This window comes from Pseudomonas sp. GW821-FHT01C01, from assembly GCF_059422645.1.
Map to the genome: position 1 here is coordinate 129,690 of NZ_JBWKXF010000007.1, position 14,348 is coordinate 144,037.

General features: G+C 53.7%; 13 protein-coding genes. 12 read left to right on the top strand and 1 reads right to left on the bottom strand.

The annotated features are described in order from the left end of the window. The first annotated feature begins 14 nt into the window (after positions 1–14). The 12 genes from AC07XF_RS07325 to fabF all read left to right on the top strand — a co-directional run bounded on the left by AC07XF_RS07325 (position 15) and on the right by fabF (position 13,720). Positions 15–1,226, top strand: a complete 1,212-nt coding sequence (locus AC07XF_RS07325; protein WP_495025978.1) for a glycosyltransferase family 4 protein — start codon at positions 15–17, stop codon at positions 1,224–1,226. A gap of 625 nt (positions 1,227–1,851) precedes the next feature. After that, positions 1,852–2,454, top strand: a complete 603-nt coding sequence (locus AC07XF_RS07330) for a hypothetical protein (protein ID WP_495025979.1) — start codon at positions 1,852–1,854, stop codon at positions 2,452–2,454. Further along, complete coding sequence (locus AC07XF_RS07335; RefSeq protein WP_495025980.1) at positions 2,455–3,699, top strand: glycosyltransferase family 4 protein; 1,245 nt, start codon at positions 2,455–2,457, stop codon at positions 3,697–3,699. Then, positions 3,696–4,553, top strand: coding sequence for a dTDP-4-dehydrorhamnose reductase family protein (locus tag AC07XF_RS07340; protein WP_495025981.1), 858 nt, complete (start codon positions 3,696–3,698; stop codon positions 4,551–4,553). The genes AC07XF_RS07335 and AC07XF_RS07340 overlap by 4 nt, the downstream gene beginning before the upstream one ends. Before the next feature lie 33 nt (positions 4,554–4,586). Further along, positions 4,587–5,597 (top strand): polysaccharide biosynthesis protein, encoded by a 1,011-nt coding sequence (locus AC07XF_RS07345; protein ID WP_310054834.1) that lies wholly within the window; start codon positions 4,587–4,589, stop codon positions 5,595–5,597. Continuing rightward, positions 5,590–6,717: a non-hydrolyzing UDP-N-acetylglucosamine 2-epimerase gene (wecB, locus tag AC07XF_RS07350; RefSeq protein ID WP_495025982.1), complete on the top strand. Its 1,128-nt coding sequence runs from the start codon at positions 5,590–5,592 to the stop codon at positions 6,715–6,717. The genes AC07XF_RS07345 and wecB overlap by 8 nt, the downstream gene beginning before the upstream one ends. 21 nt (positions 6,718–6,738) lie before the next feature. After that, positions 6,739–7,701 (top strand): UDP-glucose 4-epimerase family protein, encoded by a 963-nt coding sequence (locus tag AC07XF_RS07355; protein ID WP_495025983.1) that lies wholly within the window; start codon positions 6,739–6,741, stop codon positions 7,699–7,701. A gap of 64 nt (positions 7,702–7,765) precedes the next feature. After that, on the top strand, positions 7,766–8,791 hold the full coding sequence (locus AC07XF_RS07360) for an MraY family glycosyltransferase (RefSeq protein WP_495025984.1): 1,026 nt from the start codon (positions 7,766–7,768) through the stop codon (positions 8,789–8,791). A 103-nt stretch (positions 8,792–8,894) separates the two neighbouring features. Then, complete coding sequence (locus tag AC07XF_RS07365) at positions 8,895–10,889, top strand: polysaccharide biosynthesis protein (RefSeq protein WP_495025985.1); 1,995 nt, start codon at positions 8,895–8,897, stop codon at positions 10,887–10,889. A gap of 112 nt (positions 10,890–11,001) precedes the next feature. Further along, positions 11,002–11,337, top strand: coding sequence for a ComEA family DNA-binding protein (locus AC07XF_RS07370; protein ID WP_495025986.1), 336 nt, complete (start codon positions 11,002–11,004; stop codon positions 11,335–11,337). Positions 11,338–11,619: 282 nt separating this feature from the next. Then, the gene (locus AC07XF_RS07375; RefSeq protein ID WP_495025987.1) at positions 11,620–12,414 is read left to right on the top strand and encodes an SDR family NAD(P)-dependent oxidoreductase; all 795 of its coding nucleotides are present in this window, start codon (positions 11,620–11,622) and stop codon (positions 12,412–12,414) included. Positions 12,415–12,445: 31 nt separating this feature from the next. Continuing rightward, positions 12,446–13,720, top strand: coding sequence for a beta-ketoacyl-ACP synthase II (gene fabF, locus AC07XF_RS07380; protein WP_495025988.1), 1,275 nt, complete (start codon positions 12,446–12,448; stop codon positions 13,718–13,720). Here the strand turns inward: fabF and AC07XF_RS07385 are convergent. Next, complete coding sequence (locus AC07XF_RS07385; protein WP_495025989.1) at positions 13,717–14,274, bottom strand: TetR/AcrR family transcriptional regulator; 558 nt, start codon at positions 14,272–14,274, stop codon at positions 13,717–13,719. The genes fabF and AC07XF_RS07385 overlap by 4 nt on opposite strands. Between the last annotated feature and the right edge of the window lie 74 nt (positions 14,275–14,348).

Below are 14,348 nucleotides of genomic sequence, written 5' to 3' on the forward strand. Positions count from 1 at the left end.
AAGTAGAGAGTAAATTGAAAAATATACTTTTTGTGATGGGTGGTCTATCCATGGGTGGCGTAGAAACCTACGTGGTCCGATTGGCCACCGAATTACAGAAGCAGGGCCACACCGTTACTGTGATTTTGCTTTCCAGTAAGCATGATCATTTACTCTTTCAAAAGCTATCGTCTGTAGCAACAGTTCACGTTGTTGAGTATTTTCCATTTTTTGGAGCGTCCAGTTGGCTAAACGCCTTGGTGCCTGCGAGTGCGCGTTCTCATACTCATTTTGATGTAGTACATGTAGTTGATTTATTGACTCTGGCATATATGTACTTCCAGCGGAAAAAATATTCTTTCGGCGCGCTCTCTATCGGCATCTACCACTCTCGAGAAATTGTATGGTGGCGAGATCGAAATATCTATTTTAGAAAAAAGATGCTTGAATTGTATGATCAGAATGTAAAGCTCACTCTATTTCCCAATGAGAGTACTGCGGAGATTGCAGCTACGTACAAGGCTTTAGATAATAGTGAGGTGGCATTGTTGCCTTTGGGGGTGTCACTTGAAAATTATAGGAAGTGTTATCCTGGCAAGCTGTCATTAAAGCTGTTGTCTGTTGGTCGTCTTGTGGATTTTAAAGTTTACAACAGACATGTAATATCTATATTGTCAAGCTTACGGCTTGTCGATGATTTTCAATATTTCATATACGGTGACGGGCCCGAAAGAAAAGCGCTTGAAGATTACTCGGTTCAGTGTGGCGTAGCGCAGTTTGTTCACTTTATGGGTGAAGTAAAGTATTCGGATCTTCCTGAGATTTTTAATGATGCATTTTGTTTTATAGGCTCCGGTACCACTCTCATTGAGGCCTCTGCAGCGGGTGTGCCGTCAATTGTCGGTATAGAATCAATATCAACTCCTCATACTTGTGGCTTTTTTTCGGAAATTGACGGCTACTCATACAATGAGGCTTCCGCCACAACGCGTCGAATTCCTATTGTCGAATGCATAGAAATGCTATACCGAATGGAAGTTTCTCAATATAATTCTCTATCTGATGCACATAGAGCTAAAGCTAGGCAGTTCAACATCGAAGATACGACTTCAAAATTTATCGATTTGACGACATGTTACCCAAATTTTGAAATTCGATTCAATAGATACCGAGCTATACTTTCTTTTGTGTGCTCTATTATCAAGCTTGGACCAAAGGCTCTTAAGTCAAGATTTGATATCGTGTAAAACTTTATCTGAAAAAGCCCTTTGTATTTCATTGGGTAGTTCGACAGAAAATCTGTCATTTTTGAAAAGCGGCGGAATCTTAAAGTTTTCCGGAAGCTAAAAAGTTCGTGAGCTTTTGCTTCCGGTTGACAAGATCTGATCGCTATCTCTTCGACATACCGCGTGGTGCAATATCGCGCGACTTCTGATCGAGTTTTTTGAATACCTATCCCTCTCCGGAAATGAAAACAACTCTATCTATTGATCTTGATAGGAAGGCGGTTGCTTGCCTGAAAGTGTGTAGGGGAGGGGCGGTGGAAGGTTGGTACGAGAATCGAGCAGGTCCTTTGGCGCCGGGGGAGGATGCGACCGCCATCCTGTAGCTCCAGGTTCTTGGATAAACCTCTATGGCTATCCGTGCTACTGCTGGGCCTGACATTATCGGGTTGTCAGGAGAGCTTAATCGTGCGTAGAGCTGCCGGCATCAGGCTGAACACGGTTGATGCAAACGTTTGAAAATGGTTATGGTTCCTATAGTCACATTCGGTATAATTTCTAATTTTAGCGGTTGTAGTTCCGATTTCTGAATCTGTAAAATAATGAATTGATTTGCGAACGGCCCGGCAAATGGTGGCAAGGGAATTCAATGCTTAAACTCAAAGATGTAGATTTGGCCGTTGTAGGTCTCGGTTATGTGGGCCTGCCGCTGGCTGTAGAGTTTGGCAAGAAAATGCGTGTGGTTGGGTTTGATATCAACAAAGCAAGGGTTGGTGCACTGAGTTCCGGTCATGATGCTACGCGCGAGGTATCTGACGGCGAATTAAAATCTGCATCGGGGCTGAGTTTTTGCTTGGAGCCGCGCGAATTAGCTGGTTGCAATGTATTTATTGTTACTGTGCCGATTCCGATTGATGAGCACAACAGGCCGGACTTGACGCCTTTGATCAAGGCGAGTGAGTCGATCGACAGTGTTCTGAAAGGAGCGCAGGCTTCCGGAAGGCCAATGATTTACTCCGATGTAATGCCCATGCCGGAATTCGGAGAAGATGCAGCACTTTATTTTTCTCCGTTTGATTCAATGAATATGGGTGACGTGCTGGTTGAGGCGCTATCAACTCCTGAGCTATTGAGTAAGTTGTCGAGTGCGACCGTTTTGCAGAGTGACAAGTTTGATTGGGAAAGTACCTCGAATAAGACTTGGTCCGAGTTGCCGGTGTTGGCCAAACGCTCAAAAGAAGGTGCTTGCTAGATGAAAATTCTGGTGGTTACGCAATATTTTTGGCCCGAGTCTTTCATTGTTAATGATTTGGTCAAGAACTTGACGGGTCAAGGGCACGTCATAAAGGTCCTTACTGGCAAGCCGAACTACCCCGATGGCGTTGTCTTTGGCGGTTACAGTGCTTCTGGGTATCAGGAAGAGAAATTCGAGTCGTCCGTTAGTGTTTGCCGTGCACCACTCAGGCCACGTGGTTCTTCCGGGGCGAAGAATCTCGTGTTGAACTATTTGTCATTTATCTTAAATGGCCTGAAGTTTTACCCGGGCGCAGTAAAGGGTGAGCATTTTGACGCGATTTTTGTGTTTGCGCCGTCTCCTATAACCTCGGTAATTCCTGCGATTTACTTGAAGTGGAAGCTCAAAAGTCATCTGGCCGTTTGGGTTCAGGATCTCTGGCCGGAGAGTTTGAGTGCAACCGGATTCATAAAAAACAAGGCGGTTTTGGGGGTTGTGGGATGGCTAGTCAAAGGCATTTACGCCTTTGTCGATACGCTTCTCGTTCAGTCGCGAGCGTTCCGCGAGCCGGTTGCCCGTTATGCCAACCCTGGCAAGGTTGTGTATTACCCTAACTCCTACCAGGACATACCGCCGAGTGTCGAAGAGGCGCGAATTCCAGAGTCATTGCTTGCAGAACTAGACAATCATTTTTGTCTGGTTTTTGCTGGAAATCTGGGGACGGCGCAGTCGGTCGAAACACTCGTGGAGGTAGCTGACAAGCTGCGCCATTTGTCGGAAGTCAGGATTGTCCTGGTCGGTAGCGGCAGTATGTCGAGCTGGATCGAAACCCAGAAGCAGTCGCGCGCGCTGGACAACCTTGTTCTCGCCGGACGCTTTGCTGCCAGTGAAATGCCACATTTTTTCAATCGTGCCGCAGGATTGTTGGTGACGTTGAAGCAGGATGAGGCGTTCTCCTATACCATCCCTAGTAAAGTCCAGGCTTACCTGGCAGCGGGAAGGCCGATCATCGCCGCACTGGACGGTGAGGGTGCGCGCGTCATTCAAGAGGCGGGAGCCGGTCTGACCACAGCGGCACAAGACGCCGAAGGTATGGCCAATTGCATTGAGCAACTTTTCCGCATGACTTCGGATGAGCGGGAATCGTTGGGGCAGGCAGGTCGCGCGTACTACCTCGAGCATTTCGAAATGGAGCGGCAGAGCCAGCGTCTGGTCGAAATCCTCAGTAGCAGGATCAATGAATTGAAAGGTAGCTCAAAATGAAAGTTCTCGTGTTAGGGGTCACCGGAATGCTGGGTAGCACAGTGTTCAGGCAATTCCATGGAAACCCGCACTACGAAGTGTGGGGCACTTTGCGCAATCCAGGTGGCGCAAAACACTTTTCTGAGGACATGCACAGTTCGTTGATCAGTAGTGTTGACGTGCTTGACCACGACTCGCTGGTTTCGGTTCTGGCGCAGGTCAAGCCGGATGTCGTCATCAACTGTATCGGGCTCATCAAGCAATTGGCTGACGCCAAGGACCCCCTTTCCGCACTCCCGATCAATGCCATGCTGCCGCATCGCATTGCCAAGTTGTGCGCGTTGTCCGGTTCTCGCCTGATTCATATCAGCACCGATTGCGTGTTTTCTGGCCGCAAAGGCATGTACACCGAGGAGGATATCTCCGATGCAGAGGATCTCTACGGTAAGTCCAAGTACATCGGTGAGCTTCACGAGGAACTGAATGCCGTCACGCTACGGACCTCGATCATTGGTCACGAGCTGGGAAGCCAGTATTCGCTGGTGGACTGGTTCCTGTCCCAGAACGGCCCGGTCAAGGGTTATGAGAAGGCCATTTTTTCGGGGCTTCCTACCGTAGAACTGGCGCGTGTCATTCGCGACTACGTGATCCCGAATCCTGAGCTCCACGGCCTTTATCATGTTTCTGTGGCACCGATTGACAAGCTGTCTCTTCTGAAACTGGTAGCGGAAGTTTACGAAAAAGAAATCGATATCATCGCGGATAGTCAAGTTTCTATAGATCGCTCGCTGGACTCCTCGAAATTTCAGGCTGCAACCGGTTACGTTCCACCTTCATGGTTGGAATTGGTTAAATCGATGCGAGCATTGCGTTGATCATTAAATTCAATCAGGTTTGGGAAGGTCGTTATGTTCGATAATAAAGTTTTGATGATCACGGGCGGTACGGGCTCATTTGGCCATACGGTGTTGAAGCGTTTTCTGGATACCGATGTAAAAGAAATTCGCGTATTCAGCCGTGACGAGAAAAAACAGGAAGATATGCGCATTGCTTTGTCGAATGACAAAGTGAAGTTCTATATCGGTGACGTACGTGATCGCGACAGCCTCGATCAGGCTATGGTGGGGGTGGATTACATTTTCCACGCCGCAGCCCTGAAGCAGGTACCTTCCTGCGAGTTTTACCCGATGGAAGCCGTGCGTACCAACGTCATGGGTACCGAAAACGTATTGAATGCGGCCATTGCTTCGGGTGTGCAACGCGTTGTTGTACTCAGTACCGACAAGGCTGTTTACCCGATCAATGCCATGGGTATTTCCAAGGCCATGGCTGAAAAGCTGATGGTGGCCAAGTCGCGGATGATACCGGCGACAGGTCCGGTGATCTGCGCAACCCGCTACGGTAACGTCATGGCATCGCGCGGTTCCGTGATCCCGTTGTTCATCAAACAGCTGCAGAGTGGTGAGCCGCTGACCGTCACCGACCCGAACATGACACGCTTCCTGATGTCGCTCGAGGATTCTGTTGACCTGGTTCTGCACGCGTTCGAGCATGCCGAGCAAGGTGATATTTTCGTCCAGAAAGCACCGGCCTCGACAGTGGCGGACCTGGCGCAAGCGCTCAAGGAACTGTTTGCTCGCGACAATGCGGTCAAGGTCATTGGTACCCGCCACGGCGAAAAGCTTTACGAGTCGCTGATCTCCCGTGAAGAAATGGCCAAGGCCGAAGACATGGGGCGCTACTACCGCATTCCTTCGGACAATCGCGACCTTAACTACAAGAAGTTCTTTGTCGAGGGCGAACAAGAGATATCCGATCTCGATGACTACACCTCCCACAATACAGAGCGTCTCGATGTAGAAGGCGTGAAGAAAGTTCTTTTGAATCTGGAATACATTCAGGAGCAACTTGATGCTTAAGGTCATGACGCTGGTTGGTACGCGACCAGAACTTATCAAGATGAGCCGCGTTATTGCTGAGCTTGATAAGCAGGTTAATCATGTGTTGGTTCACTCAGGTCAAAACTACGACTTCGAATTGAATCAGGTTTTTTTCGATGATCTTGAAATCCGTAAACCTGATTACTTCCTGGGTGCCGCCGGCGAAACCGCAGCCAAGACCATCGCCGAAGTGATTTCAAAGGCGGATGAAGTGTTTGAGGCCGAAAAGCCTGATGCGCTGCTGCTCTACGGCGATACCAATACCTGTCTGGCCGTCATTGCCGCCAAGCGCCGCAAGATTCCGGTGTTCCACATGGAAGCCGGCAACCGCTGTTTTGATCAGCGCGTCCCTGAAGAACTGAATCGCAAGGTGCTCGATCACCTCAGCGATATCAATATGGTCCTGACCGAGCATGCCCGGCGTTATCTGATTGCTGAAGGGATTCGTCCTGAAACCATCATCAAGACCGGATCGCACATGGAGGAGGTGCTCGACTATTACATGCCGAAAATCCTCACTTCCGACGTACTGGCGCGAGAAGGCCTGGAGCAGGACAAGTTCTTCATCATCAGCGCTCACCGTGAGGAAAACGTCGATACGCCGGAGAACCTCCGCGATTTGCTCAAAACGCTGCGAGCCCTGGCCGACAAGTACCAGTATCCCATTATCGTTTCCACGCATCCTCGTACCCGCAAGCGTCTGGAAGCGATTGGTGAATCGCTGGACCATCCTCTGATTCGTTTCTCGAAACCATTCGGTCTGCTTGACTACATCAAGTTGCAGATGTCGGCGTTTTGCGTGCTGTCCGATAGCGGCACCATCACTGAGGAAGCCTCTCTTCTGAATCTGCCTGCCATTACCATTCGTAATGCGCACGAGCGTCCAGAAGGGATGGATGAAGGCACGCTCATCATGAGTGGGCTGAAAGTTGAGGGCGTTCTGGATGCCGTGCGTGTGGTCACCAGCCAGCACGATCGTACCCAGCGCGTTATCCCGGTCGTGAGGGATTACCAGGCAGGTCCTGTGTCGAAGCAGGTAGTTCGGGTCGTTTTGAGTTACACCGACTACATCAATCGTACTGTCTGGTCGAAATCCTGAGCGTCGTCGAGGTTTGAAAAAATGCGTGTTTTATTGACAGGTGCTACGGGTTTCGTTGGTCGCGCAGTACTGGGTCGTTTGGCGGCCTCTGACGATCTGGAACCGGTGGCAGCCATTCGTGGGCACGCCTTGCCTGACTGTCCGTCGCGCGTTACTACCGTTCGAACCGCCGGGCTCAGTGCTGATACCGATTGGTCGCAGGCGCTGGATCAAGTGGAGGTTGTCATTCATGGCGCGGCTCGCGTTCACGTCATGAATGACACTGAATCCGATCCGCTGGAGGCGTTTCGCAAGGTGAATGTGGAAGGCACGCTCAGCCTCGCCCGGCAGGCTGCCGCGTTGGGCGTTCGTCGCTTTGTGTTCATCAGTTCGATCAAGGTGAATGGCGAAGGTACGCCGCTCAATCAGCCATACTTCGCCGACGCGACTCCCGCACCTGGCGATCCGTATGGCATCTCGAAAATGGAGGCTGAGCAGGGACTGCGCGAAATTGCGAGCGTCTCCGGGATGGAAGTGGTGATCATCCGTCCGGTGCTCGTTTACGGCCCGGGTGTGAGAGCCAACTTTCTGAACATGATGCGTTGGCTGGACAAGGGAATACCCTTGCCATTCGGGGCTATCCACAATCGGCGCAGCCTGGTCGCGCTGGAAAATCTTTCTGATTTGATCGTGACCTGCATCCGTCACCCGGCCGCCGCCAATCAGACCTTCCTCGTCAGCGATGGGGAGGATTTGTCCACGACACAATTGTTGACGCGGATGGCGCAGGCATTGGGTAAACCTGCACGCTTGTTGCCTGTGCCGAGCGTGTTGCTTGAACGGGGTGCGCAGCTTTTAGGCAAGCAGGCCTTGTCGCAACGACTGTGCGGTTCGTTGCAAGTCGATATAAGCAAGACTCGAGAATTGCTCGGCTGGGTTCCTCCGGTCAGCGTCGATGAGGCGCTTGCGTCGGCTGCCAACTACTACAAGGAAAGGCAGCGCTAAGCTGGCTTATGACAGTGCCGGTTCAATTGCAGAATTGGTTTTGGCTGTTTCAGGAAGTTGACCTTTGAACACAATTTGGTTGTTGGCGTTAGTGGTGGGTGTTTCATTCTTGGGCACAGGTGCATTGCGCAAATACGCATTGGCGCGCAGCTTGATTGATGTTCCTAATGCGCGTAGTTCACATTCGACCCCGACCCCTCGGGGTGGTGGTGTGGCGATCGTCCTGAGTTTTCTGATTGCGCTGCCTGTACTGGCCTGGACAGATGCCGTCGCCTGGCCAATGGCGCTGGCGCTGCTGGGAGCTGGCGGCTGGATCGCGATCATCGGTTTTCTCGACGATCATGGGCATATTGCCGCGCGTTGGCGCCTGCTTGCGCATTTCGCTGGTGCCATCTGGGCATTGTTCTGGATAGGGGGGATGGCACCGATCAGCCTGTTCGGTCATGAGTTCAGTCTCGGCTGGTTCGGCTATGTCATCGGGGCGTTCTATCTGGTCTGGATGCTCAATCTCTACAACTTCATGGATGGTATTGATGGGTTGGCCAGCGTCGAGGCGATTTGCGCCTGTGTCGGTGCTTGCCTGGTTTACTGGATTGCAGGCCACGCCAGCCTCGCCATTGCCCCGCTTGTACTGGCGATGGCCGTCTTGGGTTTCCTTGTCTGGAATTTCCCGCCGGCGAAGATTTTCATGGGCGATGCCGGCAGTGGTTTTCTGGGCATCGTGTTGGCGGTGATGTCGCTTTATGCGGCATGGACGAATCCACTGTTTCTCTGGGCCTGGCTCATTTTGTTGGGCGTCTTTATTGTTGACGCCACCTTTACCCTCATTCGTCGGCTGTTGCGCGGGGATAAGGTTTATGAGGCCCATCGCAGCCATGGATACCAGTATGCTTCACGAAAATATGGCAGCCATCGGGCGGTCACGCTGACAATAGCTGCGATCAATTTGTTGTGGTTAGTGCCAGTGGCTATATTGGTCGTCATGCAGTATCTCGAAGGCGTGGCAGGACTGGTCCTGGCCTACGTGCCTCTGGTGTTGCTTGCTTTCAAGTATCACGCAGGCGAGTTGGAAGTCGCTGGCAAGGCATGATGGACGCATTGGTTTTTGAGTATTGCTTTATCGGCAAGTGAATTACCGAAAGCTGTTGTTGCTGTATCAATGCTAGGAGCTTCGAGAGGTGTTTAGAGGGGTTATGGATAAGATTCGGGCAAGGTTGTTAAGTCTGCCAAGACGACATAAACGTATTCTGCAGGTTCTGACTGATATCTGTTTGGTCTGGTGTGCCCTGTGGATGGCGTTTGTCGTGCGTCTCGGGCTGGACGAGTTGGTCAACCCGTTCACTCAGCACGTCTGGCTTTTTGTCAGTGCACCTGTCATCGCCATTCCTCTTTTCATCCGCTTTGGCATGTACCGTGCCGTCATGCGTTACTTTGGAAATGACGCGCTCATTGCCATTATCAAGGCAGTGACACTATCGTCCTTGATACTTGGCGTTGTGGTGTACTGGTACAGCAATCATCAAAACGTCGTTCCTCGTTCGATCATTTTCAACTATTGGTGGTTGAGCCTGATCATGATCGGCGGACTGCGCCTGGCCATGCGTCAGTATTTCATGGGCGACTGGTTCAGTGCTGCTCAGCACGTCCCGTTTACCAGCCGGGATGACGGTCTGCCGAAAGTGGCCATCTACGGCGCGGGGGCGGCAGGTAATCAACTCGTTACTGCACTGCGGATGGGGCGGGTCATGCGGCCTGTGGCGTTCATCGATGACGATAGCGGAATCGCCGACAGGGTGATCTCCGGGTTGCAGGTGTACAAGCCCAAACACATCCAGCAGATGATCGACAACACTGGCGCTCAGGAAATTCTCCTCGCTATTCCTTCGTCCAACCGTGGACGCCGCCGCGAGATTCTCGGGTTTCTCGAAGGCTTCCCGTTGCACGTTCGAAGTGTCCCGGGGTTCATGGACCTGGCCAGTGGCCGGGTCAAGGTCGACGATATCCAGGAAGTGGACATTGCCGACCTGCTTGGGCGTGACGCAGTCCCGGCCCAGGCGGATTTGCTCGAACATTGCATCACCGGGCAGTCTGTGTTGGTGACGGGCGCCGGGGGCTCCATTGGCTCCGAGCTTTGCCGGCAAATTCTGGCGCTGCGCCCGACAACGCTTCTACTGTTTGAACACAGTGAGTTCAATCTCTACAGCATCCTGTCCGAACTGGAGCAACGGGTCGCTCGAGAGTCACTGTCCATTCGTCTTTTGCCGATTCTTGGGTCGGTTCGTAGCCCGCACAAGTTGCTCGATGTCATGAAAACCTGGCGAGTGGACACGGTGTATCACGCCGCAGCGTACAAGCATGTCCCCATGGTCGAACACAACATTGCCGAAGGCGTGCTCAACAATGTGATCGGCACGCTTAATACGGCCCAGGCTGCGCTCCAGGCAGGGGTGGCCAACTTTGTCCTGATTTCGACCGACAAGGCCGTGCGGCCTACCAATGTCATGGGCAGTACCAAGCGCCTTGCCGAGTTGACGTTGCAAGCGCTGAGTCGTGAATTGGCTCCGGTTTTGTTCGGTGATACGAGCAACGTTTCGCGCGTGAACAAAACGCGCTTCACGATGGTGCGGTTTGGTAACGTCCTCGGATCGTCGGGTTCGGTCATTCCGTTGTTTCACAAACAGATCAAGTCGGGCGGTCCGCTGACAGTTACGCATCCGAAGATCACTCGTTACTTCATGACCATCCCTGAAGCGGCGCAGCTGGTGATTCAGGCGGGCTCCATGGGGCAGGGCGGTGATGTTTTTGTCCTGGACATGGGCGAGCCCGTGAGGATCGTCGAGCTGGCCGAAAAGATGATCCATTTGTCCGGCCTGAGCGTGCGCTCGGAAAAAAACCTGCATGGCGACATCGCTATCGAGTTCACCGGGCTGCGTCCGGGCGAGAAGCTTTACGAAGAGCTGCTGATCGGTGACAACGTGTCGGCTACTCAGCACCCGATGATCATGACTGCCAACGAGGATCACCTGTCCTGGGATTTGCTGAAGGTCAAGTTGACCGAGTTGCTCGCCGCGGTGGATCAGGACGACTATGCGCGCGTCCGCCAGCTGTTGCGCGACACGGTCAGCGGCTACACCCCGGACGGTGAGATTGTCGACTGGATCTACCAGCAGCGCCGCCTGGAGCCCTGATTGTTTCATATCCTGTAACGTACACATTTTTGACAGTTCAATGACATGACCTAAGTTTGGAGAGCAGCTTTGGAAAAGCTGCTTTCTCAAACGATGGCATGGAGCTTCACTAATGCGTACAAGCAGTTTCTACTCTCTGGTTTTCGCCCTTCTCACCAGCGCCTCTCTTACGGCAAACGCCGCGCCTGTCAGCGCACCTGAGGTGATGAATGCTCCTTTGGTGCGGGATGTAGCCGCCAAGGCGCAATCCGGCAAAGTCGATCTCAATAGTGCTGATGCACCTACGCTGCAACGTGAGTTGGCTGGAGTGGGCGAGGCCAAAGCCAAAGCGATTGTTGCTTATCGTGAAAGTAATGGTGCGTTTGCGTCAGTTGACGAATTGCTGGAAGTGAAGGGTATCGGCAAAGCGATTCTGGATAGAAACCGCGACAAGATCGAAGTGAACTAAGCATGTGACTGAACGACAAAGGCCGATCATTGATCGGCCTTTGTCTGTAGCGAGACTTATGCGCGGCGGGCCAGCCGTTTCCATTGCAGACGCCCGGTGCGGTTTCACGTTCATTCCGGGTCTACGCTCATTCTGACCGGGCCACTGCCGAGAGCCGCCCGTTCCTCGGGAATAATAAATTACGGCTATCATATTGAATTTGGATTATGCCTATAATAAACGCCGCTTGCGCCGAAGTGTTTTGGCGTCAGGCATCTCTCGGCATCCTTCAGGAGCACAGTCATGAATTCGGTTCAGTCCCAAGGTACGGCCCTCGTCACCGGTGCTTCCTCCGGTATCGGGGCGGTTTACGCTGAGCGGTTGGCAGCCCGTGGTTTTGATTTGTTGCTGGTGGCTCGCGACGAGCAGCGACTGGAGGCGGCAGCGAGCAAGCTGCGCTCGGAGCATGGGATCAAGGTCGAAGTGCTGAAGGCGGACCTGACCCAAAAAGAAGACGTGCTGCAACTCGAACAGCGGTTACGCGTCGATTCGAGTATCAGCCTGTTGCTCAATAACGCCGGTGTGGCGGCGGACGGGCTGTTGGCCAATGCCGATACCGATCAACTGGAGCGAATGATTCAGTTGAATATCACCGCTGTCACGCGATTGGCCGCGGCGGCTGCGGCCGGTTTTACCAAGGCCGGGCGCGGCACGATCATCAACATTGCATCGGTGGTGGCATTGTTTCCTGAGCGTTTCAATGCGACGTACAGCGCCAGCAAGGCTTATGTATTGAGCTTGACTCAATCGTTGAACGCCGAGCTGGATGGCACCGGGGTGAAGATCCAGGCAGTGCTGCCCGGTGTGACACGTACTGAAATCTGGGAGCGCTCCGGTATCGATGCGTCACAGATTCCTGCGGAAATGGTGATGGAGGCAGGTGAGATGGTCGATGCTGCGTTGTCGGGTCTGGATCAGGGTGAATTGATCACTATTCCTTCGTTGCCCGATGCGGCGGATTGGGATGCGTTCGTGGCGGCGCGTTATGTGATGGCGCCTAACCTTTCCAAAAGCAAGGCTGCTGCCCGTTATCGGTAAGCGCCATCAACCGTCTTGAGGTGTGTGCGGTATGAATGATCGTCGTGTAGTTGTAACGGGCATGGGCCTGGTGTCGCCGCTGGGGAGCGGTGTCGAAGTGGTCTGGGAACGGCTGCTGGCCGGGCGCTCCGGGCTGCGCAATCTACCGGAAGAGGTGATTGCCGATCTGCCGGCCAAGGTCGGCGGTGCAGTGCCGACGCTAGCTGATGATCCGGAGGCGGGGTTCGATCCGGACCGGGCGACCCCACCCAAGGAACAGAAGAAGATGGACCGATTCATTCTGTTCGCCATGGAAGCCGCGCGTCAGGCACTGGAGCAAGCCGGCTGGCAAGCGCTGGATGCCGACGCCCAGGAGCGCACGGCCACCATCATCGGTTCAGGTGTGGGTGGTTTTGGCGCGATTGCCGACGCGGTGCGCACCACCGATAGTCGTGGCCCGAGACGTTTGTCTCCATTCACCATCCCGTCGTTTCTGGTCAACCTCGCGGCAGGTCATGTGTCGATCCAGCATGGCTTCAAGGGGCCATTAGGTGCGCCGGTCACGGCATGCGCCGCCGGGGTTCAGGCGATAGGTGACGCGGCGCGGCTGATTCGTGCGGGTGAGGCGGATATCGCAGTGTGCGGCGGTGCTGAAGCGGCGATCGATCGCGTCAGTCTTGCCGGGTTTGCGGCTGCTCGCGCCCTGTCCAGCGCTTACAACGAAACGCCTGAGCGTGCTTCGCGGCCTTTCGACAGTGGTCGCGATGGCTTTGTCATGGGAGAAGGGGCCGGGCTGCTGGTCATCGAGTCTCTGGAGCATGCGCTGGCCCGGGGCGCCCGACCTCTGGCGGAGCTGGTCGGCTACGGCACCAGCGCTGATGCCTATCATCTGACCGCTGGCCCCGAGGACGGCAGCGGTGCGCGGCGAGCGATGTCGTTGGCGTTGGCGCAGGCCGGTGTTTCACCGGCTCAGGTTCAGCATCTGAATGCTCATGCAACCTCGACCCCGGTGGGTGATCTGGGTGAGCTGGCGGCGATCAAGGCGTTGTTCGGTGCGCAAAACGGCATCGCCGTGACATCGACCAAGTCGGCGACCGGGCATTTGCTCGGTGCAGCGGGAGGACTCGAAGCGATCTTTACGCTGCTGGCGATCCGCGACCAGATCGTGCCGGCAACCCTCAATTTCGAGAACCCGGACCCTGCCACTGAAGGTGTGGACGTCGTGCATGGCAATGCGCGGCCAATGGCCATCGAATACGCGTTGTCCAACGGCTTCGGATTTGGCGGGGTCAATGCCAGTGTGCTGTTCAAGCGTTGGCAGGGTTAATCCTGTGAGTGTTTGAGGTGTTCGCGTGCGACGTCGAGAATCCGTTGGGCAAACTCGGCGTCGGCAACGCTGCGGGATAACAATAAGGCCCCGACCAGCGTAGACATGATGACGATGCTGCGGTCGGCGGTGCGCTCTCCGCCAAGGGTGTGCTGGATCTGATCGAGTCGCGCCTGGAGCACGACATCGCTGGTTGGACTCGGTTGACCACGCAGCCCCAGTTCCGAAGAGATGGTCAGCAGCGGGCAGCCTTCCTGAGGCGAGGTTTGATGCCATTCGGACAGGTAGGTGTCGATGAAGGTTTCGAGTGGATGCTCCTCGGCGAAGATTTGCGCACACAAGCCGTCGACTTGTACGCCAGCCTCTTGCAAGGCTTTTTCCACCAGTTCGTCTTTGGACTTGAAGTGCGAGTAAAAGCCACCGTGGGTCAAGCCCAGTGCTTTCATCAGGGGTTGCAGCCCGGTCGCGCTGATACCGTCGCGTCGAAATCGCGCTGAAGCCTCTTTGATTATGCGTTGGTGGGTCTGGGCTTTATGGTCCTGCGAGTAACGCATCTGATATCTCCGCATCAATGCGGCCATATTAACCAATGAAAATTGCATGGTGACTGTACTTCTACTTCTAAAAA

Excerpts from the sequence above, each read along its gene's own strand:
- AC07XF_RS07330 (WP_495025979.1), top strand. The coding sequence starts at position 1,852 with ATGCTTAAACTCAAAGATGTAGATTTGGCCGTTGTAGGTCTCGGTTAT.
- AC07XF_RS07335 (WP_495025980.1), top strand. The coding sequence starts at position 2,455 with ATGAAAATTCTGGTGGTTACGCAATATTTTTGGCCCGAGTCTTTCATT.
- AC07XF_RS07340 (WP_495025981.1), top strand. The coding sequence starts at position 3,696 with ATGAAAGTTCTCGTGTTAGGGGTCACCGGAATGCTGGGTAGCACAGTG.
- AC07XF_RS07345 (WP_310054834.1), top strand. The coding sequence starts at position 4,587 with ATGTTCGATAATAAAGTTTTGATGATCACGGGCGGTACGGGCTCATTT.
- wecB (WP_495025982.1), top strand. The coding sequence starts at position 5,590 with ATGCTTAAGGTCATGACGCTGGTTGGTACGCGACCAGAACTTATCAAG.
- AC07XF_RS07355 (WP_495025983.1), top strand. The coding sequence starts at position 6,739 with ATGCGTGTTTTATTGACAGGTGCTACGGGTTTCGTTGGTCGCGCAGTA.
- AC07XF_RS07365 (WP_495025985.1), top strand. The coding sequence starts at position 8,895 with ATGGATAAGATTCGGGCAAGGTTGTTAAGTCTGCCAAGACGACATAAA.
- AC07XF_RS07370 (WP_495025986.1), top strand. The coding sequence starts at position 11,002 with ATGCGTACAAGCAGTTTCTACTCTCTGGTTTTCGCCCTTCTCACCAGC.
- AC07XF_RS07375 (WP_495025987.1), top strand. The coding sequence starts at position 11,620 with ATGAATTCGGTTCAGTCCCAAGGTACGGCCCTCGTCACCGGTGCTTCC.
- fabF (WP_495025988.1), top strand. The coding sequence starts at position 12,446 with ATGAATGATCGTCGTGTAGTTGTAACGGGCATGGGCCTGGTGTCGCCG.
- AC07XF_RS07385 (WP_495025989.1), bottom strand. The coding sequence starts at position 14,274 with ATGCGTTACTCGCAGGACCATAAAGCCCAGACCCACCAACGCATAATC.